Source organism: Glycomyces harbinensis, assembly GCF_900101745.1.
Taxonomy (GTDB): domain Bacteria; phylum Actinomycetota; class Actinomycetes; order Mycobacteriales; family Micromonosporaceae; genus Glycomyces; species Glycomyces harbinensis.
In genome coordinates this window covers 154,637-180,776 of the sequence record NZ_FNAD01000004.1, presented here as the reverse complement: position 1 = coordinate 180,776, position 26,140 = coordinate 154,637, and the positions used below count along the sequence as shown (strand labels likewise).

Sequence of the window (26,140 nt, the reverse complement as noted above, 5' to 3'; positions counted from 1 at the left end):
GTCGGCCGTAACTTATCGGCCCGGCAAGCGTTATGCCTCATGACGGCGGGTTCGGCCACGGGGCCGTAACCGCCGGTCGTGCGACCGTGACCCCTGAGTGAGCGATCCCTCGGTGACGCTCGCGAGTCGGATGTCGGAAGGGCCCGAAATCCGACGGGCGGGCGTCGCAAATCACGGCGCTAGCCGCAACGGAGTGCGATCGGATTAAGCTTGTCCAATCGCCCTCCAATGGCTTTGATCCTCGAACGGAATTGCGAGGCGCGAAGAAATGTACACGCTCACTGCGGAGAAAGTCGTCGAGATGGGTACCGCCACAAAATCCAATGAGCCCCTGCCGAGCGCATCGTCGCCGCAGGAGCGTCTCGTGGTACCGGGTGCGCTGCCCACCCTCGACACCACACCCGGCAAGACCGCTACGGAGCCGCAGGCCATGTTCACACCGCTGCCCGAATTCCTCGACGGATGGCTCGGCGCGCACGCCGGCGAGATCATCGCCGCCCGCCGCCACATCCACGCCAATCCGCGCCTGTCGCGCCAGGAGCACGACACGGCCGAGTTCGTGGCCGCGCGCCTGGCCGAGGCGGGCCTGTCGCCGCAGATCATCCCCGACGGCACGGGGCTCACCTGCGACATCGGCACCGGCGACCGCGTCATCGCGATCCGCGCGGACATGGACGCCCTGCCGATCCACGACCCGAAGCAGGTCCCGTACCGCTCGACCGTCGACGGCGTGTGCCACGCGTGCGGGCACGACGCCCACACCGCGATCGTCCTCGGCGTCGGCCGCGTCCTGGCCGAGCTCGAGCGCCGCGAGGGCCTGCCGGGCCGCTTCCGCCTGGTCTTCCAGCCCTCCGAGGAGCAGTTCCCCTCGGGCGCGCCCACGATGATCAAGTACGGGGCCCTCACCGACGTGGCCGCGATCTTCGCGTTCCACTGCGACCCGCAGTTCCCGGCCGGGAAGGTCGCCGTGCGCAACGGCCCCCTGACGGCCGCGTGCGACGTCATGGAGATCCGCATGCACGGCCGCGGCGGCCACACCTCGCGCCCGCACCTGACCTCCGACCTGGTCAACGCGATCGGGCGCGTCGTGGTCGACGTGCCCGCGCTGGTCAACCGCCGCCTCGACCCGCGGCAGTCGGTCGCGATCGTCTTCGGGGCCGTGCAGGCCGGCGAGGCCGCCAACGCGATCCCGCAGGAGGCCCTCGCCCGCGCCACCGTGCGCGTGCACGGGCGCGAGACCTGGGACATGATCCCCGACCTGGTGCAGGAGGTGACGCGGTCGGTAGCCCGCGCCTCCGGCGTCGAATGCGAGATCGACTACCGCCGCGGCGTGCCGCCGGTGGTCAACGACCGCGCGGCCTCGGCGATGTTCGCCGGCGCGACCGCGGCCGCCCTGGGCGACGAGGCGGTGGCCGAGGCGCCGATGTCGATGGGCGGCGAGGACTTCGCGTACTACCTGGAGCAGATCCCCGGGGCCATGGCGCGGCTGGGCGTCGGCCGCCCCGGCGAGCGCCTGGACATCCACCAGGGCAACTTCGACATCGACGAGGCGGCGCTGGCGCACGGCGTCCGCGTCATGACCCACACGGTCCTGGCCGCGGCGCAGAGCCCGGCTTTTTGACACGGCGCACGCGTTGAGGGGCGAGGCGCGCGCGGCGCTTCGCCCCTCGCGCTCGGCGCTGCGAAAAGATGAACGGAGCGTCCCGGCAAATCGGACACCGGGGGACCCCCGATTGCAACGCTAGCCGCCGGGTGCGACAGTGCCGGGCTGCGGCGAATGTGAACGGAGGGTCCGGGGCAAATCGGACATCGCGGCCGCCCCCGGCTTCGAAGGTACGCGCGGGGTGCGACGGGCGGTGTCGGCTATTCGGCGGTCGGGCGCTTGCGCAGGGCCTCGATGTAGTCCTGCGGGGCCCCCGCGGCCTCGGCGGCGCGCGTGAGCTCGTCGAGGTACCACTGGCTCGGCAGGCCGCCCTCGAAGCCCTCGAAGACGTACAGCCACACCTGGCGGTTGGCCTCCAGCGTCGCCGCCTGGGTGTGCATCTTCCGGTACAGGCCGGAGTTGAGCCCCTCCAGTTCGTCGAGCACCTGGCGGTCGGCCGCGTCGAGGTCGTACAGCGACACGAAGACCCGGTCGCCGGGCGCTTCGACGACCGTGGCGACCGCGGACTCCCAGCCCAGGTCGGCGCCGCCGAAGGTCAGGCGCCAGCCTTCGAGCCAGCCCGTCCCCACCAGCGGTGAGCGCGGACAGGTCGCCCGCATGCGGGCAGGGTCGAGATTCGAGCCATAGGCGGCATAGAGATGCACGCCTCGAAGATACCCTTAAACGAGCTCGCACTGAAGCATCCGAACCTCGAAAGGCGCGTCCGTGGCACGAGTAGCGATCATCGGCGGAGGCCCGGCCGGGTACGAGGCCGCCCTAGTGGCGGCCCAACTCGGGGCCGACGTCACCCTCATCGAGGCCACCGGGGCGGGCGGGGCGTGCGTCCTCTCCGACTGCGTCCCCTCCAAGACCTTCATCGCCGCCTCCGCGGTCCTCACCGAGATCCACGAGTCCAGCGAGCTGGGCGTCGGCACCAAGGAGGCCACCGCCGACCCCGTCGCGGTCAACGGCCGCGTCCGCCGCCTCGCCACCCAGCAGTCGGCCGACATCGCCCAGAAGCTCGTCAACGCCGGCGTCGACATCGTCTACGGGCGCGGCGCCCTGCGCGTCGACAAGGGCTACAACTACGTCCACGAACTCCACGTGGTCCCCCTCGAAGGCGAGCCCTACGACGCCGACGCCGACGTGGTCCTCATCGCGACCGGCGCCACCCCCCGCACCCTCACCTCCGCGCCCGTCGACGGCGAGCGCATCCTCACCTGGCGCCAGCTCTACGACCTCAAGGAGCTCCCCGAGCACCTCATCGTCGTCGGCTCCGGCGTCACCGGCGCCGAGTTCGCCTCCGCGTACCTCGCGATGGGCTCGGCCGTCACCCTCATCTCCTCCCGCGACCGCGTCATGCCCCACGAGGACGCCGAGGCCGCCGAGACCGTCGGGCGCGTCTTCGTGCGCCGCGGCATGGACGTGCGCAACCACTCCCGCGCCGCGGCCGCCCGCCGCACCGACGCCGGCGTCGAGGTCGAACTCGACGACGGCACCGTCATCGAGGGCAGCCACGCGCTCATCTGCGTCGGCTCGATCCCCAACTCCGACAACCTGGGCCTGCACGCCTACGGCATCACCGTGGACGAGCGGGGCTTCATCCCCGTCGACAAGGTCTCGCGCACCAACGTCCCCGGCGTCTACGCCGCGGGCGACGTCACCGGCGTGCACGCCCTCGCCTCGGTCGCGGCCATGCAGGGCCGCATCGCGGTCTGGCACGCCCTCGGCGAGGCCGTGCGCCCGATCAAGCTCGCCCACGTCGCCGCCAACGTGTTCACCGACCCCGAGCTGGCCTCGGTCGGCGTCACCCAGGCCGACGTCGACTCCGGCAAAGTGGACTGCCGCGGCGTGCTCCTGCCGTTCGCGTCCAACCCGCGCGCGAAGATGGTCGACCGCACCGAGGGCTTCGTGAAGCTCTTCGCGTGGAACTCCTCGGGGATCGTCGCCGGCGGCATCGTGGTCGGCTCCCGCGCCTCCGAGCTCATCACCCCGATCGCGCTCGCCGTGGAGCAGCGCCTCACCGTCGAGCAGGTCGCCCGGACCTTCACGATCTACCCGTCGCTGTCGGGCTCGATCGCCGAGGCCGCCCGCCAGCTCATGGAGTACTAGCAGGACATGGGGAAGGGCCCGCGGCGGACGCCGCGGGCCCTTCACTGCATCCGTCCTCAGTCGACGAACGTCTCGACCCGCAGGTGGCGGATCAGGTGCACGTCGGTCGCCCCGCCGGTCGAGGAGGCGAAGCCGATCTTGAACGTGTCGGGCGCCGCGAACGGCATCGCGGTCTCCAGGACCCGCGTCCAGCCCTCGCCGTCCAGGAAGTCGATGTCGACGGTGACGGTCGGGTGCTCGCCGTCGGTGACCTTGAGCTTGACCAGGCGCTTCGCGTCGGCGAGGGTCTCGGACCGCAGGCTCTCGGGGAAGTCGGTCCCGTAGATGTCGCCGCTGGCGTACTCGCCGATCTTCTCGTCGGTGGCGGTCGTCGCGAGCAGGCAGTAGCCGTCGAAGCCCTGGCCGGGCCCGCGCAGCGCCACGTTGTCGGGCGCGCGGTTCGTCGCGATCTGCAGGTGCGCCGGCGCCCGGTAGTCCTCGGGGCAGCCCTCGCCGCGTCCCTCGGTGTCCGCCGAGTAGTTCCCCCACGCGTCCAGGCCGAGGCCGAGGTAGCCGCCGTCGATGCCCGGGTTGTCGGTGTGCGGCGCGTAGCCGAGGCTGCCGCCGAAGCCGCCGGCCTCGGTCAGGTCGGTCTCGCCGTCCACGAGGAAGAACGAGATGCCGTCGGCGCCGGTGCCCCCGTACTGGAACTGGGCGAACGTGACCTCGATGCCGCCCTTGTTCGGCAGGGCCTTGTTGTAGACCGCCGCGCCCGCGTCGTACTCCCCGGCGTCGGTGAGCTGGAGGAAACCGGGGCTCTTGCCCGACTCGGGCACCGGCCCGACGTTCTGGTCGGCGCACGAGTCGAACTCGTCGACGCCGCCGAGCTCGGTCGCCGCGGTCAGGCAGGCGTCGAGCGAGATCGCCTCGGGCGGCATGCCCTCCCCGTCGCCGGTGAACGGCGCGTTCACCAGCACGACCTTCTTCTCGTCGACCGCCTGGGCTCCGGCGGTCGCGGGCACCGCGGCGAGCGCGGCCGCGAGGACCATCGAACCCGCCCCGACCATGGCAATACGTTTCACAGGTGCTCCTTCGATCCTGTCGCGCGAAGCGCCGGCCTGCCCGGCCGGCGGTCCCCCGGAAGTGGGACGGCTACAGGGCGAAGCTATATGAGAACACCGTGCGCAGGTGGCGGTTCGGTCAATTGAGGACGGTCCGATGAGGGACGGGGGCGGCGGCCGGAGCCGCGCTCCGGCCGCCGCCCCCTCCGCTCAGGCGTCCCTGCGGCGCATCGCGAACCAGCCACCGGCCAGCGCCGCGGCCGTCCACGCCACGAGGATGGCGATCCCGGTCCAGGCCCCGTAGTCGCGGCCGAACTGGGGGTCGCCGGGGATCGTCATGTGCATGACGACCATGCCGACCTGATCGGGGAAGTACTGGACCACCGGCCTGATCGGGTCGAGGTTCCCCAGGCCCTGCCCGGACAGGAACAGGATCGGCAGCAGGATCGCGAGCGTCCACACCGTACTGCGGGTCATCACCGCGATCGCGGCCGCGAACACGCACAGCAGCGTCATGCTGATCCAGCCGCCCAGCAGCGACTCGACCGTCTCCCACGCCGTCCACGGGACCGCCCCGGCGCCCGCGCGCGACTGCACGATCGCGAACGCCGCCAGCTCGACCGGGAGCACCGCGGCGGCTACCGCCGCCCCGACCGCCGCCATCTTCGCCGCGAACAGCCGGCCGCGCGAGGGCACCGCGGCCAGCGCGGCCTTGATCGTGCCCGTCGAGTACTCGGAGCCGACCGACGAGACCGCGAAGGTGACGAGGACGAGCTGCGCGACGAGCAGCCCCATGAACGTGGCCGACAGCGTGTCGCCGTTGTAGAAGGCGTCCTCGACGGAGCCGCCGATCAGCCACCCGAACCCGAGCGCCAGGGCCGCGAAGACCGAGAGCGTCACCGCGGTGGAGCGCACCGACCGGAGCTTGACCCACTCGGCCGAGGCCGCGTTCGCGAAGGCGCTCATCGGGCGCCCCCCGCCCGGAACTCGACCGATTCGCTCGTCAACCGCATGAACGCCTCCTCCAGGCTCGCGCCGCTGTGCGAGGCGACGAACGCCTCCGTCGGCACGTCCGCCAGCAGGCGGCCCCGGCCGATCACGATCAGATGCTCGGCCGTCAGCGCCATCTCGGCCATGAGGTGGCTGGAGACGAGCACCGTGCGGCCCTCCGCGGCCATGCGCTTCATGAGCGTCCGGATCCACACCACCCCTTCGGGGTCGAGGCCGTTCACCGGCTCGTCCAGCACGAGCACCCCCGGGTCCCCGAGCAGGGCCGCGGCCACCCCGAGGCGCTGCTTCATGCCGAGCGAGAGGGTCTTGGCCCGCTTGCGGGCGGCCCCGGACATCCCGGTCGCCTCCAGGACCTCGCCGATGCGCCGCTCGCCGATGCCGTTGCTGCGCGCCAGCCACCGCAGGTGCTCGCGCACGGTGCGGGTCGGGTGCAGGTCGCCGGCCTCCAGCAGCGCGCCGACCGCGGTCAGGGGCCGCTCGATCGACCCGTAGGGGCGCCCGCCGATCATGGCGCTCCCGCTCGTGGGACGGTCCAGGCCCAGGATCAGCCGGATCGTGGTGGACTTGCCCGCGCCGTTGGGGCCGAGGAAGCCGGTGACGCGTCCCGGCTCCACGGTGAAGGTCAGATCGTCGACGGCCGTGCCGCCGCGATACCGCTTGGTCAGATTGCTCACTTCGATCACGTTGCAACCGTAGAAATCCCGCCGCCCCCGCGATAGTCGCCGAAGGTCGCCGAAAGCGGCGACGAAAGTGAACGCGGCGGTCGGCCCCGCCGGGCGGTCCGATGCGTACCCTGACCGTATGAGAGGTCTCCTCGCGACGATCGCGGTGGTCCTGGTCGAATTCGCCCTCCTCGCCACCGTCCCCGCCGGGCCCGTGCCCGCCGGGATCCTGGCCCTGCTCGCGGCCACCGTCGTGGTCGCCCTGTGGCAGCGCTACCGCAGGTCCGAACGCGAACGCGAGGCCGCCGTGCACCGCGAACGGGTGCGGCTCGCCCGCGACATGCACGACCGGATCGGCCGCCGCCTCGGCCTCGCGGCCCTCCAGGCCGCCGCCCTCGAAGTCCGCGAGACCGACGCCCGGCGCCGCGGCGAGGCCAGGCAGGTCGGCGACTCCGTGCGCGCCGCCGTCGAGGACCTGCACGGCCTGGTCGCGGTCCTTCGCGGCGACGAGACGGCGGACGAGCGGCCCCTGTTCGACCCGGCGGCGGCCGCGGCCCTGGCGTCGCAGTTCGTGGAGTCGGGCGTCGCGGTCGAGCTGCGCCAGAGCGGCGCGCCCGGCCCCGTCCCGGCGGCCGGGGCGAGCGCGGCCTACGCGGTGCTGGAGGAGGGCATGGCGAACGCGGTCAAGCACGCGTCCGGCCGCCCGATCACCGCGACCGTGACCTGGGAGGACGACGCGCTGCTGGTCGCCGTCGAGAACCCCCTGGCCGAAGCGGCGCGCGGCGCGGCCCCGGGCGGGCACGGGCTGACCGGACTGCGCGAACGCGTGGACGCGGCCGGAGGCCTGCTGGACTGCCGGGTCGAGGACGGCCGGTTCCGCTTGAGCGCCATGCTGCCCCGGGCCTCCGGGGCGCGGGCGGCGCTGGCGGCCGCGCGGGTGCCGCGGCCGGTCCGGGTGGCGGCCTTCGTCACGGTGATCGTGCTGCTGGCGATGCTGCCGCTGAGCGTGTTCTCCGGGGTGCAGACGTGACCGCGGTCGTGATCGTCGACGACGAGCCGCTGGTCGTGGCGGGGGTGCGGACGGTGCTGGAGGCCGCGGGCATCGCGGTCGCCGCGACCGCGCACGACGGGGCCGACGCGGTGGCACTGGCCCTCGCGCACCGGCCGGACGTGGCCCTGGTGGACCTGCACATGCCGGGCATGGGGGGACTGGAGGTGGTGGAGCGGCTGGCCGCGGTGTCGCCGGGGACGCGGGCGCTGGTGCTGACCTCGTTCGGGGACCAGGAGAACGTGCTGGCGGCGGTGGAGGGCGGCGCGGCCGGGTTCGTGCTGAAGACGTGCGCGCCCGAGGAGCTGGTGGCGGCGGTGCGGGCGGTGGCGGCGGGGGAGGCGTACCTGTCGCCGGCGGTGACGCGGATGGTGCTGGGGCTGGTGGCCCCGGAGTCGGTGCCGCGCCGCAGGGACGCGGTCGAACGGGTGGCGCGGCTGGCAGCCCGCGAGCGGGAGGTGCTGGAGCTGGTGGCCGAGGGCCTGTCCAATGCGGAGATCGCCGGGAGGGCCCACATGAGCGAGGCGACGGTGAAGACCTATGTGAGCCGGGTGCTCGCGAAGCTCGCCTGCACCAACCGGGTCCAGGCGGCGATGCTCGCGAGGGACGCGCGGCGCTGAAGCGCCGCGGGCGCCCGCCTTGCGGCGGACGCCCGCGACTTCGCCTGCGGCGCTCACCAGCTGCTGGGGACCGGGGCGCCTTCCGTATAGCCGGCGGCCGACTGGATGCCGATCGCGGCCCGCTCGTGGAACTCCTCCAGCGTGGTCGCGCCCGCATAGGTCGCCGCCGAGCGCACGCCCGCCACGATCGAGTCGAGCAGGTCCTCCACGCCCGGGTTCTTCGGGTCCAGGTACATCCGCCCGGTGGAGATGCCCTCCTCGAACAGCGCCTTCCTGGCCTGCTGGAACGACGACTCGCTCGCGCTGCGGGCCTTCACCGCGCGCGCCGACGCCATCCCGAAGGACTCCTTGAACGGGCGCCCGTCCGCGTCGTAGTGCATGTCCCCGGGCGACTCGTGGGTCCCCGCGAACCAGGAGCCGATCATGACGTTCGACGCCCCCGCGGCCAGCGCCAGGGCGACGTCCCTCGGGTGCCGCACGCCGCCGTCGGCCCACACGTGCCGGCCGTGGCGCCGCGCGGTCGCGGCGCATTCGAGCACCGCCGAGAACTGGGGGCGGCCCACGCCGGTCATCATCCGCGTGGTGCACATCGCGCCCGGGCCCACGCCGACCTTGACGATGTCGGCGCCCGCGTTGATGAGGTCGGTCGCGCCCTCGGCGGTCACCACGTTGCCCGCGGCGATCGGCAGGTGCGGGGCCGCGTCGCGCACGAGCTTGAGCGCGTCCAGCATCTTCTCCTGGTGGCCGTGCGCGGTGTCGACGACGATCACGTCGGCCCCGGCCTCGACCAGGGCGGCGGCCTTGCCGGTCACGTCGCCGTTGATGCCGATCGCGACGGCGACCCGCAGCTTCCCGTCCGCGTCCGTGTTCGGCTTGTAGATGGTGTTGCGCAGCGCCCCGGCCCGCGTGATCACCCCGTGCAGGCGCCCGTCGGCGTCGAGCACCGGCGCGAGCTTGATGTTGGCCTCCTCCAGGACCCTGAACGCCTCGGCCTCGGGGGTCCCGATCGGGAGGGTCACGAGGCGGTCGGACGCGACCTGCTCGAGCTGGGTGAACCGGTCGACGCCGCGGCAGTCGGCCTCGGTGACCACGCCCAGCGGGCGGTGCTCGGAGTCGATGACGATGACCGCGCTGTGGGCCCGCTTGGGGAACAAGGCGATCGCCTCGGCGACGGTGGCCGTCGGCGGGAGGGTCAGGGCCGCGTCGCAGTCGAGCGGGCGGGACTTGACGCGCGCGATGACGTCGGCGACGACGTCGACGGGGATGTCCTGCGGGATGACGGCGAGCGCGCCGCGGCGCGCGAGCGTCTCCGCCATGCGCCGGCCCGAGACCGCGGTCATGTTCGCCGCGATGATCGGGATCGAGTTCCCGGTCCCGTCCTGGGTCGAGAGGTCGACGTCGAGCCGCGAGGCCACGTTCGACCGGTTCGGGACCATGAACACGTCCGAGTAGGTGAGGTCGTGTCCGGGTTGTCCGTCGATGAAGCGCATGTCAGGCCCCCTGTAGGGAGTGGTGGAGTACCGGCGGTGGATGGCCGCCGCCGGGCACTCTAACCGGTTTTCAGTCGGCAGGCGCGGTGCTTGTGGTGCTACGCACAGCGACTTCCATCATCTCTCGCCGAGGGCCCGCCTGTAAGTCGGAGATGTGACAGATCGGGGCACCGGCCGCGACGACGTCGCCGATGCCGACCTCGAGCCCCGAGACGGTGCCGGACTTGTGCGCCTCGATGGGCTGCTCCATCTTCATGGCCTCCAGGACCACGATGGTGTCGCCCTTGACGACCGACTGCCCGTCGGCGACGGCGACCTTCACGATGGTGCCCTGCATCGGCGAGGGCAGCGAGTCGCCGCCGATCGCCGGCCCCGCGTCAGCCTTCTTCTTGGGGCCGCGCTTCTTCGGCTTGCTGGAGGCGACCGGGTTCAGCAGCCCCGCCGGGATCGACACCTCGAGCCGCTTGCCGCCGACCTCGACGACGAGGCTGGTGCGCTCCTCGGCCTCGGCGCCGCCGCCCGCCCCCGCGCCGTACGGCTCCAGGGTGTTGTCGAACTCGGTCTCGATCCAGCGGGTGTGGACGGTGAAGTCTTCGGCGAAGGCCGGGTCCTCGATGACGGCGCGGTGGAACGGGAGCACCGTCGCCAGGCCCTCGACCTCCATCTCGGCGAGCGCCCGGCGCGAGCGGCGCAGGGCCTCGTCGCGGGTCGCGCCGGTGACGATGACCTTGGCCAGCAGCGAGTCGAAGTTGCCGTCGATGACGGAGCCCTCTTCGATGCCGGTGTCCACGCGCACGCCCGGGCCGGCCGGGAGGCGCAGCTTCGTGACGGTGCCGGGCGCGGGCAGGAAGCCGCGGCCCGGGTCCTCGCCGTTGATGCGGAACTCGATGGAGTGCCCGCGCGGCTCGGGGTCCTCGGTGATCGGGACGGCCTCGCCGGAGGCGATGCGGAACTGCTCGCGCACGAGGTCGAGGCCGCTGGTCTCCTCGGAGACGGGGTGCTCGACCTGGAGGCGGGTGTTCACCTCGAGGAAGGAGATGGTGCCGTCGACGGCCACGAGGAACTCGACGGTGCCCGCGCCGTGGTAGTCGGCCGCCTTGCAGATCGCCTTGGCGGCGTTGTGGATGACGGCGCGCTGGTCGTCGGTGAGGAACGGCGCGGGCGCCTCCTCGACGAGCTTCTGGTGGCGGCGCTGGAGGGAGCAGTCGCGGGTGCCGACGACGATGACGTTCCCGTGCGTGTCGGCCAGGACCTGCGCCTCGACGTGGCGGGGCCGGTCGAGGTAGCGCTCGACGAAGCACTCGCCGCGCCCGAACGCGGCCTCGGCCTCGCGCACGGCCGACTCGAACAGGTCGGGGATCTCGTCGCGCTCGCGGGCGACCTTGAGGCCGCGCCCGCCGCCGCCGAAGGCGGCCTTGATCGCGACGGGCAGGCCGTGCTCGTCGGCGAACGCGAGGATCTCGGAGGCGTCCTTCACGGGGTCCTTGGTGCCGGGCACCAGGGGCACGTCCGCCTTCATGGCGAGGTGGCGCGCGGTGACCTTGTCGCCGAGGTCCCGAATGGACTGCGGGGTGGGGCCGATCCAGGTGAGCCCGGCGTCGATGACGGCCTGGGCGAAGTCGGCGTTCTCGGAGAGGAACCCGTACCCCGGGTGGACCGCGTCCGCTTCGGACCGCTGTGCGATCTTCAGCAGCTTGTCGATCCGCAGGTAGGTGTCGGCGGCCGTGAGGCCGTCGAGGGCGAAGGCCTCGTCGGCCAGGAGCGTGTGGGGTGCATCGCGATCGCCGTCGGCGTAGACGGCGACGGACTCGTAGCCGGCGTCCCGGCAGGCCCGGATGACTCTCACTGCGATCTCGCCGCGGTTGGCGATCAAAACCTTGCGCACGTCCCGCAGTGTAGTTGCCGCGTATCCGGGTGCGGGCGGGCGGCGAGCCGGAGTGCCCGGATGAACCGGCATATACCACCCAGAGTTTGGAGGGTTTCCATAAGACGGCTTGTGGATTTTTTAGCGTGATCAATCAAACGATCGTTAAGGCGCGAAGCGCCTCGCCATTCCGTCCGCGGCGGTGTAGCGCGCCCGGGCCCGCCTCACTCGAAGGCGGCGTGCCAGATGGCCGACTCCTGGGCGAACCGCTCGCTGCGGATCGCCTCGCGCCAGTGCGCGGACGCCTCGGCATCGGGGGCGGGGTCGATCACGAGGTCCCCGGACTCGATGCGGGCGGCGACGTCCTCGCACCATGCGGCGTCGGCGTTCCACAGGTCGGTCTGGCGTTTGAGCAGCGCCCGGGCGTGCGCCGGGACGAAGGACGCCTCGGCGCCCTCCTCGAAGTCCGGCGTCGTCGCGGCGAGGATCATCGTCACCGCCTCGATGCGCTGGTAGAGGACCTCGGTGCGCTGGCGCAGCAGGGCGATGTTCTCGGCGGGGGTGAGCACCTGCGCGAAGGACCACGCGGTGTGGAAGGGGTCGTCGGAGGCCGTGACCTCCCAGAGCTTCTCGCGCAGCGTCCGCTGGAAGTCGGCCTCGCCGACGGTGGTGATGCGGTACGTCGTCCTCGCGGGGCGGTCGTCAACCGACTCGGTGGCGACGACCTCGATGAGCCCGTCGGCGGCGAGCCGCTTGAGCGCGTGGTAGATCGAGCCCGCGCCGATCTCGGAGGCGCCGGGCATCCGCCACGAGTCGATCTCGCGCCGCACCAGGTAGCCGTGGACGGGGCCGAGCCACCGGACCAGGCCGAGAACGATCAGACGCGTGCTCCACATGCCCACATATTATACCGTTGACTAATCTCATCTCGACGTCTATACCTGGTTGTGCCCTGCGCGACGGGCCCTATATAGTCAAACTTGAACAAGGAAATCGGTCGTGTTCCGCACACCCGCGAGCCCGCCGGGCGCGACCGGTGCAACCCGAACCCACCGCGAGGTACACATGCTCATCGAGACCAAGGGGCTGAAGAAGACCTTCAAGTCCCGCGGCAAGTCAGTCGAGGCCGTGCGCGGCGTCGACCTGTCCGTGAAGGAAGGGGAGATCTTCGGACTCCTCGGCCCCAACGGCGCCGGCAAGACCACGACGATGCGGATGCTCTCCACCCTCATCGAGCCCACCGAGGGCGCCGCGAAGGTCTGCGGCCACGACCTCTCCAAGGACGCCGCCGCCGTCCGCCGCGACATCGGCTACGTCGGCCAGGAGGGCGGCACCTGGGGCGAGGTCACCGCCCGCGAGGAACTGGTCATGCAGGGCCGCCTCTACGGCATGTCCAAGAAGCGCGCCGCCGACCGCGCCGAGTCGGTCCTGGGGTCCTTCGACCTCACCGAGTTCGCCGACCGCAACGTCAAGACCTACTCCGGCGGCCAGAAGCGCCGCCTCGACATCGCGCTCGGCATCATGCACGAGCCCAAGCTGCTGTTCCTCGACGAGCCCACCACCGGCCTCGACCCGCAGTCGCGCGCCCACATGTGGGACGAGGTGCGCGCCCTGCGCGAACGCGGCACCGCGATCTTCCTCACCACCCACTACCTCGACGAGGCCGACGCCCTGTGCGACCGGCTCGCCATCATCGACCACGGCGAGGTCGTCGCCGAGGGCACACCCCTCGAACTCAAGAAGGAAGTCGCGGGCGACGTGGTCGCCATCGGCGTCCTCGGCCTCGCCGCCGAAGCGCTCGACCTCCTGGGCGCCAAGGACTTCGTCCGCGAGATCGAAGCGGGCGAACCCGACCCGGCCACCGGGGTCGCGACCCTGCGCATGTACGTCGACGACGGCGCCGCCGCCCTGCCGGAGCTCCTGCGCTCCCTCGACGGCAAGGACATCGCCCCCGCGTCCATCGAGCTGCACCGGCCCAGCCTCGACGACGTCTTCCTGAAGCAGACCGGCCGCTCGCTGCGGGAGGAGAACTGACATGAAGGCACTTCGCGACACCTGGCTCGTCTACTCGCGGGCCATGAAGCTCAACCTGAAGCAGCCCGTGTGGCTGGTCGTCATGCTCATCCAGCCGCTGTACTTCCTGATCTTCTTCGCCCCGCTGCTCAACGGCCTCGACGGCGCCCCCGGATTCGAATCCGGCGCCATGGAGACCTTCGTGCCCGGCCTGATCATCATGATGGCCCTGTTCGGCTCCACGTTCGTCGGCTTCGGCCTCATCGCCGAACTGCGGGCGGGCGTCATCGAGCGCATGCGGGTCACCCCCGTCAGCCGCGCGGCGCTCCTCATCGGACGGACGCTCGCCACGGTGACGACCACGCTCATCCAGGCGCTCCTGCTGGTCGTGCTCGCCGCCCCGATCGGCGGCCTGACCATCTACTGGCCGGGCGTGTTCCTCATGTTCGGGATCATCATCCTGACCTCGTTCATGCTCGGCGCGCTCTCCTACGGGGTGGCGATCGTCCTCAAGAGCGAGGACACGCTCGCGCCGGTGCTCAACACCTTCGTCCAGCCGATCATGCTGCTGTCGGGCATCATGCTGCCGATGGCGCTGGCCCCGCAGTGGCTCCAGAGCGTGGCCGACTTCAACCCGTTCTACTACGCGGTCGAGGCCGCGCGCTCCCTCTTCGAGGGCGACATGGGCGCGAACGCGATCTGGCAGGCCGCCGCCTACATCGGCGCGCTCGCGATCGTGCTCGTGTGGTGGGCGACCCGCAAGTTCGCCCGCGCCGTCGCATAGCCGGGGAAGACGAGAACCGCCGCGGGCCGGAAGGCCCGCGGCGGTTCTTTCACTCTTTCGGATGACAATTTCGCTTACGACGGTAAGACGGCCGCTTTTCTGTCGGACCCCCGCAGAAAACTTGAGCTGGGGACGCCCCCCTGGGAGGGCGGGGGGCTGCCGTCAGAGCGTTTCGACGCCTTCCGTGCCGCGCAGCGCGCCTCGCGTGTCGAGGACCGACACGCCGGCCGGCAGCGCCTCCGGCGCGTACTCGGCGTGGTTCGTCAGCAGCACGATCAGGTCCGCCTTGGCCGTGGCCAGGTCCACCACCCGCTCGACCTCGTGCCCGGCGACCGACCAGGACGGCACGTGCGGGTCGTGGTAGGCCAACTCGGCGCCCGCCTCGATCAGCTTGCGCGCCACCGGAGTCGAAGGCGACTCGCGCTGGTCGGCGATGTCGGGCTTGTAGGTCACGCCCAGCAGCAGCACGCGCGCGCGCGAAAGCGCCAGGCCGTCCGCGTTCAGCTTCGCCATCGCGCGGGTGACCACATATTCCGGCATCCGGTTGTTGATCTCCTGCGCCAGCTCCACGAACCGGAACGGGTACCCGAGCGTGCGGACCTTGTACGACAGGTAGTTCGGGTCGATCGGGATGCAGTGCCCGCCCACGCCCGGCCCGGGGTAGAAGGCCTGGTAGCCGAACGGTTTGGTCTTCGCCAGGCCGATCGCGTCCCACAGGTCCACGCCGAGCTCGCGGCAGAAGACCGCCATCTCGTTGACCAGCGCGATGTTCACATGCCGGTAGGTGTTCTCGAGCAGCTTCGCCATCTCCGCCTCGCGGGTGCCCTTGGCCTCCACGATGGTGTCGATGAACTGCGAGTAGAGCGCCTTCGCCACGGCGGTGCACTCGGGCGTCAGACCGCCGACGACCTTGGGGGTGTTGACGATCCCGTAGACCGGGTTGCCCGGGTCGACGCGCTCGGGGGAGAACGCCAGGTGGAAGTCGACGCCCGGCTCCAGGCCGGACTCCTCGCGCAGGATCGGCGCGACGACCTCCTCGGTGGTGCCGGGGTAGGTGGTGGACTCCAGGACCACCAGGGCGCCCGGGGTCAGGTGCTGCCCGGCGGCGCGGGACGCGCCGATGACGGCGGCCAGGTCGGGCCCGCCCGCCTCGCCCAGCGGCGTCGGCACGCAGATGACGATCGCCTTCGCCCGGGACTGGACGGACGCGTCGGCCGAGGCGGTGTAGCCCTGGCCGAGCATGACGTCGAGTTCGGCGTCGCTGACGTCGTCGATGTGGCTGACCCCTGAGTTGAGCGCGTCGACGACGCGCTGGGAGCGGTCGAGGCCGACCACGGTCAGGCCCTTGGCGGTCGCCGCCTGGGCCAGCGGCAGGCCGACGTAGCCCTGGCCGACCACGACCAGGTCGATCGGGGTCCCGGCTTCAACAGATGCCACAGTGGAGTCCTTTGCGATTCGGCGGGGTGGTTCGAGGGTGCTCGAAACGAGATTAGCAATAGCGAATTACTACACTTTGACCAGGGCAAACGTCGGATATTGTTGACCATTGGTTCAGGTGTTGTACATGTAAAGTCAACGTGGCGGCCGACTGACCTGATTGTTCACCCGCCGCTCGAAAAGAGTTCACCATTATCCGAATCTTCGCGGCGCGGCGGGAATGGTACGAAACGCTCCCCGTAATCTGTCGTTTACATGCGAAAACGGCCTGTCTGTGACGAGACATGGGCCCTATTCGGTTCCCGCGGTTCGCGGTGACGTAGGGCTACGATCGGTGCATGCCCTCTTTGAGCATTGTCATCCCCGTCTACGAGGCCGAGGACTACCTCGCGGGTTGCCTCGACACCATCGTGGGCGGCGGCGGAGACCGGCTCGAGATCGTCATCGTCGACGACTGCTCGCCCGACGGCTCGCGGGCCGTCGCCGAGCGGTACGCAAGCGCCGACCCGCGCGTGCGCGTGGTCGCCACGCCCGAGAACGCCGGCTCCGGTCCGGCGCGCAACATCGGCCTCGCCCAGGCCACCGGCGACTACGTGTGGTTCGTGGACGCCGACGACGAGCTCAAGCCGGGTGCGGTCGAGCGGGTCCTCGCCGCCGTCACCGGAAGCGAGCGCCCCGACGTGGTCCTCGTGCAGCACGAGAAGGTGCGCGACACGGGCGTCGTGGAGACCGGCGAGCTCGCTGAACTGGCCGAGCGCTGCCCGGCGGACCCGAACGGCTTCACGCTCGCCGAGTGGCCCCGGATCGTGGACTACACGCACACGCCGTGGACGAAGGTCTCCCGCCGCGAGTTCCTCACCGGCATCGACCTCGACTTCCCCGCCGGCTGGTACACCGACATCCCCTGGACGTACGGGCTGCTGCGCCGCGCCGAGCGGATCGCGGTGGTCACCGAGTGCTGCTACCAGTGGCGCCAGCGCGCCGGCTCCTCGATCACCCGCACCCGCGACGACCGCCACTTCGACGTGTTCACCCAGTGGCAGCGCACCTGGGACGACTTCGACGGCGTCGAGGACGCCGGCGTCCGCGTCGCCCTGTTCAACCACATGGTCTGGCACCTGCTGCTCGTCATCGGCAACACCGAGCGGGTCGACCCGCGCAAGCGCCGCGAGTTCTTCCGCCGCACCTCGGAGCTGTACCGCCGCTACCACCCCGGGCCCGAGGCCTGGCGGCCCGCCGAGGGCGTCACCGGTCTCAAGCAGCGGCTCCTGGCCGCCCGCGCCTACCTCGGCTACGAGGCGCTGCGCCAGGTCTACCGGTTCAGCAGGAAGGTGCGCGGGGACGCGAGCGTCCCGCAGGCGCGGGCCGAGGTCCGGGCCCCGGCCGACCTGTCAGGACCCCAGAACGCGCCTGACGACGCGTCGGGCCTTCCCGCTCAGCCCACGCTTCCGGCCTCCACCCGCCTCTCGGGGTCCTGAGGCCCCGGGCTCCGGGGCCGCCCCGAACGCTTCGGCGAGCGGTCCGGCGGTGACGCGCTCGGCGCCCCACACCGCGTCGATCGTCGTCTCCAGGTGCGCCGCGCGCGCGGCGGCCGCGGTGCGCTCCAAGCGGACCGCGCCCGACGGGAGCGCCACCTCGACCAGTCCGAGCCGGTGCTCGTTGGCGTGGGCGACGAGTGCGGCCACGGCTTCGGGCCGCGGCTTCGCGTCGGCGGGCACATGGATGCGGTAGGGCACGCGGCGGTCCGTTTCGGCGTCGAGCGCGAAGCGCACACGGCCCTCGCCCTTGAACGACTCCAGGAGCAGCCGGGCGTCCAGCTGCGGGTCGTCAAGGGGCGCATGGCGTCCGGCGTCGGGCTCGGGCCACTGGCCGAGGAGGGTCACGCGCAGGTCCGCGGTGGTGCCCGTCAGGAGCGCGTCCACGCAGGCCTCGGCGCCGGGCGCGGCGTCCACGAACACGTCGGCGAGCGGCGTGTCCCAGCTTCGCGGGGCCCTGGGCCGCTTGAGGTCCAGTTCGGGCACCCGGTTGGCGATGTGGGGCCTGCGGTAGCGCTTGGCGAGGTCGCCCCGCGCGCTGATCTGGCGCGGGCCCAGGTGCCAGGACGAGGAGTCGTCGTCGGGCACGAAGAGCGCGCCGGCCTGGTGCAGCCGGTAGCCGAAGACCGTGTCGGAGCCGAGGACCACGTCGGCGTCCATGCCGCCCGAGGCCTCGTACAGGCTGCGCGGCACGGAGAACGAGGCGCCGACGAGCACCCGGAACGCCCGGTGGTCGGCCTCGCGCAGGCCGCCGGTCGCGTCGATGATCCGCTCGATCCACTGCGGCTCTGAGCTTTCGCGGTCGAACAGCTCGGCGGCCTTGCCGGCCTTCACCGACTCGTACACCGCGGCCGGGTCGAGGTCGCCGACCGCGTAGGCCACGAACCGCTTGTGGCCCAGCACCGCGAGGTAGTCGGCCGCGTGGTGCCAGCGCAGCTGCGACTCGACGTGGTCGTCGAAGACCAGCATGTCCGAGTCCAGGCGCAGGACGACGTCGCCGTCCGACTGGGCCGCACCGGAGTTGGTGGCGTGCGCCGAGGCCCATCCGCCCGGGAGCGGGGCGACGATCCGGGTCCGCTCGGGGCGGATCTCGGGCAGGCGCAGCGGGGGCTCGGTGCCGTCGTCGACGACGACCGCTTCGAGGAGCGCGGCCGGGTACGTCTGGGCCGCGAGGGACGCCAGTGTCGCGTCGAGCTTGTCCTGGTGCCCGTGGGCGGGGATGACGACGCTGACGCTCAGCCGGGGTTCGCCGGTGTGGCGCTCCAGGGGTCCGTAGTCGTTGCGCCGCAGGACCGGTCCGTGCTCCGCATGCATCCGCTGCTCACTTCCTCAGGATCTCGCGCAGGCGCGCGCGCTGGCGTGCGTTGAAGAACCGGCGTACGAACCGCCTGGCGGGGCACACGGGCGGCGGTTCGAAGACGGTGCCGTCGGCCTCGGCCTCGGCGAGGCCGGTGTAGCTCGTCGCGCCCCAGATGCCGGCCACGACCTGGTCGAGTCCGCCGCCGCCGGTGATGTGGCGGGCGCGGGCGAAGGCCGCGGTGCGTTCGAAGCGGGCGGGCGGCCCGCCGGGCAGTTCGGCGAGGACCAGGCCGGCGTCGGCCCGTTCGATCGCCTGCACGAGTTTGCCGACGCTGCCGGGCCGCAGGGGGACCGGCTTGGGGAGCAGGAGCCGGTAGGGCACGGACGGGTCGGGTTCGGGGGCCTGCGCGGACAGTCGCACCCGCGCTTCGGCGTCGTACTGCTCTTCCATGAGCCGCAGCTGCGCGCCGTCTCCGGCGAGGATCGAGGCGCGGTCCTGGGGGGCGGGGCCCTGCCCGGTGACGAGGGTGATGCGCGCGTCGCCGTCGGGGCCGCCGAGCACGGGCGCCACGGCCGCGTCGACCTCGGCGACGGTCGCGTTCTTGACGTCGATGACGATGTCCACCAGGGGGACGCGCCAGGCGCGCGGGGGCGCGGTGCGCCGCATCCCGTGCAGCGGCACGCGCTGCGCGATGTAGGGGACGCGCTGGAGGCGGCCGGTCTCCTCCTTCTCCTGCATCTGGGGGAAGCCCAGGTGCCAGGCCGAGGAGGTGGTCTCGGGGACGAACACCGCGCCGGCCTGCGAGAGCCGGTAGGCGAATTCGGTGTCCGAGCCCAGTCGCAGGTCGGTGTCGAGGCCGCCGACGGTCTTGAAGAAGTCGCGGTGCAGTGAACCGGTGGCGCCGATGAACACCCGGAAGTTCCCGGGGTGGTGGGAGGTCAGCCGGTCGGTGTCGGCGATGGTCTTCTCGATCCAGTGCGGGCGCGAGTCCTCGACCGCGAACAGCGCCGACGCCTCGCCGCACAGGACTTTCTCGTGGACCTGTTCGGGGGTCATCGCGTCCGGTTCCCAGGCCACGAACCGCTTGTGGCCCAGCACGGCGAGGTAGTCGGCCGCGTGGTGCCAGCGCAGCTGCGCCTCGACGTGGTCGCGGAACGCCACCATGTCGGCGTCGAGGCGCAGGACGACCTGCCCGTCGGTGTGGTTCACACCGGTGTTCACCGCGTGCGCCGAGCCCCAGGACTCGGCCGTGGTGACGACCAGCCGGGTGTGCTCGGGGCGCAGTTCGGGCAGTCGCAGCGCGGGGGAGGAATTGTCGTCGACGACGACCACTTCCATGAGGTCCGACGGATAGCTCTGCGCCGCAAGGGCGGCCAACGTGAGGTCCAGTTTGTCCTGGCTACCATAAGCCGGGATGACGACGCTCACCGCGAGACTCGGCTTCCATTCACCCGGTTTCGGGGGGTGCAGGGCCATATAGTCGTTGCGGACGATGCGCGGGCGTTTCGGTGAGTCGCTCATTTCGCGCTCACGATATCCCGCCTACCCCGGTTGACATTGACCGGCTTCCCGGTTCAACATCTGTTTACACAGGTGAGGACATTTGTTCGCCTTCAATTCAACATTATTGCCTTTAAGCAGGCGAAGATCTGGGCGGAATGCAACCTGGAGATGAACGGACGAGATGACCGCAGCTGACGAGACCGCGCGCTATCCGGCCCGCCTCACCGACGACTACCTGGTGCGGGCGAAGGCCCGGCCGCCCGGCACGCTCGCCGCGACCGCGCTGCGCACCCGCTCGCCGGGGGCGCGCCACCTGCTGGCGCGCGCCGCCTGCCGGAGCCTGTCGCTCCCCGCGCTCCTGGAGGCCGCCCGCGGCGGCGGCACCGACGCCGCGGTGGACGTCGAGGCGCTGTGCGCCCTGGCCCGCGTCGTCGGGCTGCAGTTCGGCGGCGAGGAGGACCGCCGGGACGCCCTGGCGCTGTTCGACCTCGCCCTCGACCGCGGAGGCCCCAAGCGGGTCCCCCCGCGGGACGCCGCCGTCCACGGGCAGCTCGCGTACGCGCTCGGCGACTTCGACCGGGCCCGGCAGCTGCTGCGCCGCTACGGGAAGCACATGGCGCCGCTGGAGCGCGGCGGCCTGGCCGCCGACCTCGCGCACCCCGACCGGGGCGGCGACGAGGCCGCCTGGGTCAAGCGGTTGGGCGCGCTGTCGCGCCAGCCCTCGCTGCGGCTGGACCCCGACCGGGGCCTGCCGTGGTTCGACCGCCTCCGCGCCGACGCGGGGCCGCGGATCGAGCACGGGCCCCGGATCTCGGTGGTCATGACCGCGTTCCGGCCCGACCGGGCGCTGCTGACCGCCGTCAGGTCCCTCCTGGAGGGGACGTGGCGGAACCTGGAGGTCCTCGTCGTCGACGACGCCTCGGGGGCGGAGTACGACGCGGTCCTGGAGGCCGCGGCGGCCCTGGACGACCGCGTGCGGGTGATCCGCAAGCCGTCCAACGGCGGCACGTTCGCGGCCCGCAACACCGCGTTCGACCGCATCCTCGACCGCGCCGCCCTCGACAGTGCGACCGGCGAGTTCATCACCGGGCTCGACTCCGACGACTGGGCCGTCCCCGACCGCCTCGCGCGCTCGATCGCGCCCCTGCTGGCCGAGCCGGAGGTCCAGCTGACGCACGGCGAGGCGTTCCTGTTCAACGAGGACCTCACCGTCACCCGCCCCGGCCGGGTCGTCACCACCATCTCCACGGCCTCGATGATGTTCCGCCGCGGCGTGCTCGAGCGGATCGGCTACTACGACGAGGTCCGCAAGGGCGCCGACACCGAGTTCCTGCAACGGGTCTCGTCCGCGTTCGGCAAGGACGCGGTGCACCGCCTCCAGGGCGCGTGGGACACGTTCATGCGCCAGGCCCCCGGCTCGCTCTCCCGCGAGGAGTTCGGGCCCGGCTGGAAGCACCCGTCCCGGCGCGCCTACCAGTCCTCATACCCCTTGTGGCACAAGGAGATCAGCAAGGGCGGCGCCGACCCGTACCTGCCCCGGAGCCCGCGGCCGCGCCCGTTCTGGGCCCCGCAGCACACCGCGGTGGCCCGGGCCGACCAGCGGCAGCGGCACTTCGACGTCGTGTTCTGCCTCGACTGGCGGCCCTTCGGCGGACCGCAGAAGTCCACGATGGAGGAGATCCGGGCGCTCAGGGCCGAGGGCATGTCCATCGCGGTCATGCACCTGGAGTCGTGGCGGCACATGACCACCGAGGACCGGCTCTACTGCGAGCCGATCCAGCGGATGATCAACGACGGCACCGTCGAGCAGGTCCTGGTCACCGACGACGTCGTGTGCGACCTGCTGGTCCTGCGCTACCCGCCGATCCTGCAGTTCCGCTCCGGGGAGGTGTCGAACGTGCGCCCGAAGCGGATGGTGGTCCTGGCCAACCAGGCCCCGGCCGAGCGCGACGGCACCGACATCCGCTACGTCCCGGACGCCTGCCACGACAACGCGGCCGAGATGTTCGGGGTCGCGCCGCTGTGGGTCCCCCAGGGCCCGCAGGTCCGCGAGGCGCTCGCCGACCTGACCGCCGGGCGCATGGCCGCCTTCGACATGCCCGGCATCCTCGACACCGCCGACATCGCGCCCGCCCGCACCGGCTTCCGCTCGGTCCTGCCGGTGGTCGGGCGCCACTCCCGCGACGACGCGACCAAGTGGCCCACGGCCGCCGACCTGCCCCGGATCTACCCCGGGGACGGGCGCTGGGACGTGCGCGTCATGGGCGGGGTCAAGTCCGTCGCCCGCATCACCGGCCAGGCCCCGCCGGTGTCGTGGACCTGCTACGGCTTCAACGAGACCGACGTCGACTCGTTCCTGTTCCAGCTCGACTTCTGGATCTACTTCCCGCACCCGAACCAGTACGAGGCCTTCGGGCGGGCGGTCCTGGAGGCGCTCGCGGCCGGGTGCGTGACCGTGCTGCCGCCGCGCTTCGAGCCGACGTTCGGCGACGCGGCCCTGTACTGCGAACCGTCCGAAGTGGTGGATCTGGTCGACGCCCACTACGCCGACCTCGAACGGTTCCTGGCCCGCAGCGCCCTCGCCCAGCAGCGGGTGCGCGAGCGGTTCAGCCACGACTCGTACCGCAAGCTCGTGTCGGACCTGCTGGCCGACCCCATCGTGAGTTGAGAGTGCACCGCGCATGAAATCGAAGTTCAAAGCCCTCTACGTCCGGCTCGGCCGGCCCTCGGTCCTGCGGGTCGGCGCCGCCGCGGGGCTCCTCGCCGCCGCCGGGCTGCTCGCCGTCGCCCTGTTCGGCGACCAGCGCCTGGTGTGGGCCGTCTCATTCCTCATGAGCCTGGTCACCCTGGGCGCCTTGGGCCTGGTGTGGAACGAGAGCTACCGGGCCCGGCTCGAAGCCAGAGCCTCGACCGAGCGGGCCGAGGTCACCTACCGGCGGATCCTGGCCGCGTTCGAGGTCGAACGCCTGGCAGCGGAGCGCCGCCACGCCGCCGGCGCCGACCGGAGCGCCTGAGGCCCGCAGGGGCGCCCGGCCGGCCGCGGGGCCATGAGAAGCGTCTCGGATCGGCCGTCATCCGGCGGCAACGACCGGGCGGTACTATTGGCGCGCCGTGTCAACCACCTGTTCCGGGAGGGCCGCCCCCATGGAAGAGCCGATCATCCAGGCTCGCGACCTCGGGATCTGCTTCGCTAAAGGCAAGCAGAAGAAAGGCCGGGTCAAGGACCTGTTCGTGCGCCGCAGCGCCAACCAGAAGGGCGCCGCCGCGCAGGACTTCTGGCCGCTGCGCCACGTCAACTTCGACATCTTCCCCGGCGATGCGGTCGGCATCATCGGCCGCAACGGCACCGGCAAGTCCACGCTGCTGCGCCTGATCACCGGCGTGCTCATCCCCGACGAGGGCTACGTGCGCCGCGAGGGCCGCGTGGCCCCGCTCATCGCGCTGTCGGCCGGCTTCTCCGGCGACCTCACCGGGCGCGAGAACGTCAACCTCGTGGGCGCCCTGCACGGCATGTCCAGCAAGGAGATCAAGTCGAAGTTCGACGAGATCGTCGACTTCTCCGAGCTCGAGGACTTCATCGACACGCCCGTCAAGCACTACTCCTCGGGCATGAAGGTGCGCCTGGGCTTCGGCGTCATCACGCAGCTGCCGCACCCGATCCTCCTGGTCGACGAGGCGCTCGCCGTCGGCGACGCCGCGTTCAAACGCAAGTGCCAGGTCGTCATCCGCGGCCTGCTCGACCAGGGCCGCACCCTCGTGTTCGTCTCCCACTCCGAAGGCGACCTGAAGAAGTACTGCAAGCGCGGCATCTTCCTCGACGCGGGCACCGTCGTCACCGACGGCACCGTGCAGGAGGCCCTCGACTCCTACAAGGAGGCCGAGGAGCGCGACACGAAGCGCAAGGCCGAGAAGAAGAAGCGCCAGAAAGCGGAGAAGGAGGCCGCCGAGCGGGCCGCCGCTCCGGTCCTCGTCCCCGGCCCCGCCGAGGCGGCCACGTGAGTCGAGCCGTCATCTTGCCGGCTCCGGGCGGCCACGCCGAACTCGACGAAGACCGCACTGTTCTCGACAGGCTCATCGCGCAGATCCGCGAGGCCGGCTGCGACGACGTGATCGTGCTCTCCAGGCCGGGGACGGACCGTCCCGTCAAGGCCACCCAGGTCGAGTCGGCCGACGCCGACGCCGACCTGGAGCACCTCGGCGAACTCGCCTTCTCCGGCTCGGGCGCCCTGTTCCTGGCCTGCGCCGACCTGGTCGCCTCCCAGACCACGGTGGCCGCGGTCCTGTCGGACTCCACCCGGCGCTCGGGCGTCCTGATCGGCGCCGACGACCCCGCCGCCGCCCCCGTCACCGTCGAACGGGGCCTGGTCACCGGCCCCGGGCCGGGCCCGACCCGCCTCGGCGGCCTCGCGAAAGTCTCCGCGGCCCACCTCGCGCGCCTGCGCCGGCACTGGCCGCGCCGCAGCGACGGCGACGCCTTCGCGGCCGTGCTCGCCGGCCTCCAGGCCCGCGCCGTCCCCGTGAACGCCTACCGGACCGGCGGCCTCGAGCACCGCCAGGTCGACACCGGCGAGGAGGCCCGCGAGGTCATCGGCGCGTTCGAAGCGGTCGACATGGACGCCTGGCGCCTCGGCAACGCCGTCAAGCACGACGACGACCTCTTCGCGACCTACGCCGTCTCGACCTGGTCGCCCCGCCTCGTGAAGCTCTGCGCGCGCCTGGGCTGGACCCCCACCCCGATCACCTGGGTCTCCATCGCCCTCGCCCTCGGCGCCGCCGCGATCTTCGCCGCCGGACACTCCCTGCCGCTGTACCTCGCCGCGGCCGCCCTCATGTACTTCAGCTTCGTCTTCGACTGTGTCGACGGCCAACTCGCGCGCTACACCCAGAACTTCTCCTCCTTCGGCGGCTGGCTCGACATGATGGCCGACCGCTCCAAGGAGTTCGTGCTCTACGCGGGCCTCGCCGCCGGGGCCGTCGCCGACGGCGCCTCCGCGCCCGCCGCGTGGGGCCTCGCGATCGGTGCGATGGCCACCCAGACCGTCCGGCACACCGCCGACACCTGGTACGCCGTCCTGCTCGACACCGCCGTGGTCCGCCAGGCCCGCCGGCGCGAATCCGCCCCGCCCGTGGGCCGCGCCGCCCACCTCGGCCAGCGCCTCGGCTCGGCCTCCGAGCAGGTCATGGGCGCGCACCGGACCCCCCTGTACTGGGTCAAGCGCACCATCGTCGCGCCCGTCGGCGAACGCTGGCTCCTCCTCGCCGCCGCCGCGGTCGCCTTCGGCCCGCAGATCGCGATCACCGCGCTCCTGGCCTGGCAGCTGCTGGCGCTCGGCTACACGACCGCGGGCCGCACGCTCCGGTCCCTGGCCGCCCGCACCGCCGCCCTGCGCCGCCCCGACCGGTCCGCGCACCGCGACGACGGGCCCCTGGCCCGCCTGGTGCCGCGTTCACCCGTGGGCGGGGACATGACGCCGTTCGCCGCGACCGCCGCCGCGGTGCTGGCCGCGGGCGCGGCCGTGCTCGCCGCGGGCCTCGGCACGCCGCCGTGGGTGCCGTTCGGGCTCGCCGCGCTCGCGCTCGTGCTGGCCGCCTCGGTGGCGCGCACCGATCACGAGGGCCTGTTCGACTGGTTCATCCCCGCGGGGCTCCGCGCGGTCGAACTGGGCGTCATCTGCGCGTCCGGGATCGCCGCGGGCGTGTCCTGGCCGGTCCTGTACCTGCTGCTGACGGTGATCGCGCTGTACTTCTACGACCTCGCCGCGGGGCTCGACAAGGCCGCCTCGCCGGTGGCCCGCCGCGACCTCGGGCTCGGCTGGCCGGCGAGGAGCCTCGTCGCGATCATCGCGGGCGCCGTCGCGGTCGCGACCGTTCCCATGGCGGCCACTGTGGTCTATGCGGCGCTGGCCGCGTACGTCGCCGCGGTGTTCGTCGGGGCCGTCGTGGCGGGCACGGTCCGCGCCTCGCGCGAGGCCGCGGCCTGACCGCCGCGGGCCCCCGATCGGACTGTCAAGACCGTCAACCGAACTCGTTCGGCGTACATGCCCCGACGGGCGCGCGCCGATGGTTCGCCGCGACTAAG

Annotated in this window: 20 protein-coding genes and 1 pseudogene; 11 read left to right on the top strand and 10 right to left on the bottom strand. The window is 72.0% G+C overall.

Annotated elements, in window-relative coordinates:
- Nucleotides 1-364 precede the first annotated feature (364 nt).
- The gene (locus BLQ63_RS09020; protein WP_245680914.1) at nt 365-1,621 is read left to right on the top strand and encodes an amidohydrolase; all 1,257 of its coding nucleotides are present in this window, start codon (nt 365-367) and stop codon (nt 1,619-1,621) included.
- A gap of 242 nt (nt 1,622-1,863) precedes the next feature.
- On the opposite strand, the gene BLQ63_RS09015 is transcribed toward BLQ63_RS09020, so the two are convergent.
- A complete protein-coding gene (locus tag BLQ63_RS09015) occupies nt 1,864-2,307 on the bottom strand; it encodes a gamma-glutamylcyclotransferase family protein (RefSeq protein WP_091032093.1) in 444 nt (147 codons plus the stop codon).
- Between the two features lie 61 nt (nt 2,308-2,368).
- Here BLQ63_RS09015 and BLQ63_RS09010 point away from each other — a divergent pair, with 61 nt between their 5' ends.
- On the top strand, nt 2,369-3,754 hold the full coding sequence (locus BLQ63_RS09010; RefSeq protein ID WP_091032088.1) for an NAD(P)H-quinone dehydrogenase: 1,386 nt from the start codon (nt 2,369-2,371) through the stop codon (nt 3,752-3,754).
- 56 nt (nt 3,755-3,810) lie between these two features.
- Here the strand turns inward: BLQ63_RS09010 and BLQ63_RS09005 are convergent, their stop codons facing one another.
- The 3 genes from BLQ63_RS09005 to BLQ63_RS08995 all read right to left on the bottom strand — a co-directional run bounded on the left by BLQ63_RS09005 (nt 3,811) and on the right by BLQ63_RS08995 (nt 6,488).
- Complete coding sequence (locus BLQ63_RS09005) at nt 3,811-4,815, bottom strand: L-type lectin family protein (protein ID WP_143014821.1); 1,005 nt, start codon at nt 4,813-4,815, stop codon at nt 3,811-3,813.
- A gap of 189 nt (nt 4,816-5,004) precedes the next feature.
- Nucleotides 5,005-5,760, bottom strand: coding sequence for an ABC transporter permease (locus BLQ63_RS09000; protein WP_091032080.1), 756 nt, complete (start codon nt 5,758-5,760; stop codon nt 5,005-5,007).
- The gene (locus BLQ63_RS08995) at nt 5,757-6,488 is read right to left on the bottom strand and encodes an ABC transporter ATP-binding protein (protein WP_091032077.1); all 732 of its coding nucleotides are present in this window, start codon (nt 6,486-6,488) and stop codon (nt 5,757-5,759) included. Before BLQ63_RS08995 ends, BLQ63_RS09000 begins: the two co-directional genes overlap by 4 nt.
- 118 nt (nt 6,489-6,606) lie before the next feature.
- Here BLQ63_RS08995 and BLQ63_RS08990 point away from each other — a divergent pair, with 118 nt between their 5' ends.
- Complete coding sequence (locus BLQ63_RS08990; protein ID WP_091032074.1) at nt 6,607-7,497, top strand: sensor histidine kinase; 891 nt, start codon at nt 6,607-6,609, stop codon at nt 7,495-7,497.
- Nucleotides 7,494-8,135, top strand: coding sequence for a response regulator (locus BLQ63_RS29610; protein ID WP_091032070.1), 642 nt, complete (start codon nt 7,494-7,496; stop codon nt 8,133-8,135). Before BLQ63_RS08990 ends, BLQ63_RS29610 begins: the two co-directional genes overlap by 4 nt.
- Nucleotides 8,136-8,188: 53 nt before the next feature.
- On the opposite strand, the gene BLQ63_RS08980 is transcribed toward BLQ63_RS29610, so the two are convergent.
- From BLQ63_RS08980 to BLQ63_RS08970, 3 genes and pseudogenes are all read right to left on the bottom strand, one after another.
- Complete coding sequence (locus BLQ63_RS08980; RefSeq protein WP_091032065.1) at nt 8,189-9,625, bottom strand: GuaB1 family IMP dehydrogenase-related protein; 1,437 nt, start codon at nt 9,623-9,625, stop codon at nt 8,189-8,191.
- A 148-nt stretch (nt 9,626-9,773) separates the two neighbouring features.
- Nucleotides 9,774-11,510: pseudogene (locus BLQ63_RS08975) on the bottom strand (acetyl/propionyl/methylcrotonyl-CoA carboxylase subunit alpha); the annotation flags it as partial.
- 203 nt (nt 11,511-11,713) lie between these two features.
- Nucleotides 11,714-12,385, bottom strand: coding sequence for a PadR family transcriptional regulator (locus tag BLQ63_RS08970; RefSeq protein ID WP_091032058.1), 672 nt, complete (start codon nt 12,383-12,385; stop codon nt 11,714-11,716).
- A 169-nt stretch (nt 12,386-12,554) separates the two neighbouring features.
- On the opposite strand from BLQ63_RS08970, the gene BLQ63_RS08965 reads away from it, so the two are divergent.
- Together BLQ63_RS08965 and BLQ63_RS08960 are read left to right on the top strand one after the other, a co-directional pair.
- On the top strand, nt 12,555-13,523 hold the full coding sequence (locus BLQ63_RS08965; protein ID WP_091032054.1) for an ATP-binding cassette domain-containing protein: 969 nt from the start codon (nt 12,555-12,557) through the stop codon (nt 13,521-13,523).
- 1 nt (nt 13,524) lies between these two features.
- The gene (locus BLQ63_RS08960; protein ID WP_091032050.1) at nt 13,525-14,286 is read left to right on the top strand and encodes an ABC transporter permease; all 762 of its coding nucleotides are present in this window, start codon (nt 13,525-13,527) and stop codon (nt 14,284-14,286) included.
- Between the two features lie 162 nt (nt 14,287-14,448).
- Here the strand turns inward: BLQ63_RS08960 and BLQ63_RS08955 are convergent, their stop codons facing one another.
- Nucleotides 14,449-15,723: a nucleotide sugar dehydrogenase gene (locus BLQ63_RS08955; protein WP_218125166.1), complete on the bottom strand. Its 1,275-nt coding sequence runs from the start codon at nt 15,721-15,723 to the stop codon at nt 14,449-14,451.
- A gap of 338 nt (nt 15,724-16,061) precedes the next feature.
- On the opposite strand from BLQ63_RS08955, the gene BLQ63_RS08950 reads away from it, so the two are divergent.
- The gene (locus tag BLQ63_RS08950; RefSeq protein ID WP_091032047.1) at nt 16,062-17,201 is read left to right on the top strand and encodes a glycosyltransferase family 2 protein; all 1,140 of its coding nucleotides are present in this window, start codon (nt 16,062-16,064) and stop codon (nt 17,199-17,201) included.
- Here BLQ63_RS08950 and BLQ63_RS08945 read toward each other — a convergent pair.
- Both BLQ63_RS08945 and BLQ63_RS08940 read right to left on the bottom strand, forming a co-directional pair.
- Nucleotides 17,115-18,572 (bottom strand): glycosyltransferase family 2 protein, encoded by a 1,458-nt coding sequence (locus BLQ63_RS08945; RefSeq protein WP_091032043.1) that lies wholly within the window; start codon nt 18,570-18,572, stop codon nt 17,115-17,117. The genes BLQ63_RS08950 and BLQ63_RS08945 overlap by 87 nt on opposite strands.
- Nucleotides 18,573-18,579: 7 nt before the next feature.
- Nucleotides 18,580-20,079 (bottom strand): glycosyltransferase family 2 protein, encoded by a 1,500-nt coding sequence (locus tag BLQ63_RS08940; protein ID WP_091032038.1) that lies wholly within the window; start codon nt 20,077-20,079, stop codon nt 18,580-18,582.
- Between the two features lie 163 nt (nt 20,080-20,242).
- On the opposite strand from BLQ63_RS08940, the gene BLQ63_RS08935 reads away from it, so the two are divergent.
- From BLQ63_RS08935 to BLQ63_RS08920, 4 genes are all read left to right on the top strand, one after another.
- On the top strand, nt 20,243-22,729 hold the full coding sequence (locus tag BLQ63_RS08935; RefSeq protein WP_091032034.1) for a glycosyltransferase: 2,487 nt from the start codon (nt 20,243-20,245) through the stop codon (nt 22,727-22,729).
- A gap of 13 nt (nt 22,730-22,742) precedes the next feature.
- A complete protein-coding gene (locus BLQ63_RS08930) occupies nt 22,743-23,075 on the top strand; it encodes a hypothetical protein (protein WP_091032031.1) in 333 nt (110 codons plus the stop codon).
- 130 nt (nt 23,076-23,205) lie between these two features.
- On the top strand, nt 23,206-24,060 hold the full coding sequence (locus BLQ63_RS08925; protein WP_091032026.1) for an ABC transporter ATP-binding protein: 855 nt from the start codon (nt 23,206-23,208) through the stop codon (nt 24,058-24,060).
- The gene (locus tag BLQ63_RS08920; protein WP_143014820.1) at nt 24,057-26,042 is read left to right on the top strand and encodes a CDP-alcohol phosphatidyltransferase family protein; all 1,986 of its coding nucleotides are present in this window, start codon (nt 24,057-24,059) and stop codon (nt 26,040-26,042) included. Before BLQ63_RS08925 ends, BLQ63_RS08920 begins: the two co-directional genes overlap by 4 nt.
- Nucleotides 26,043-26,140: the final 98 nt, after the last annotated feature.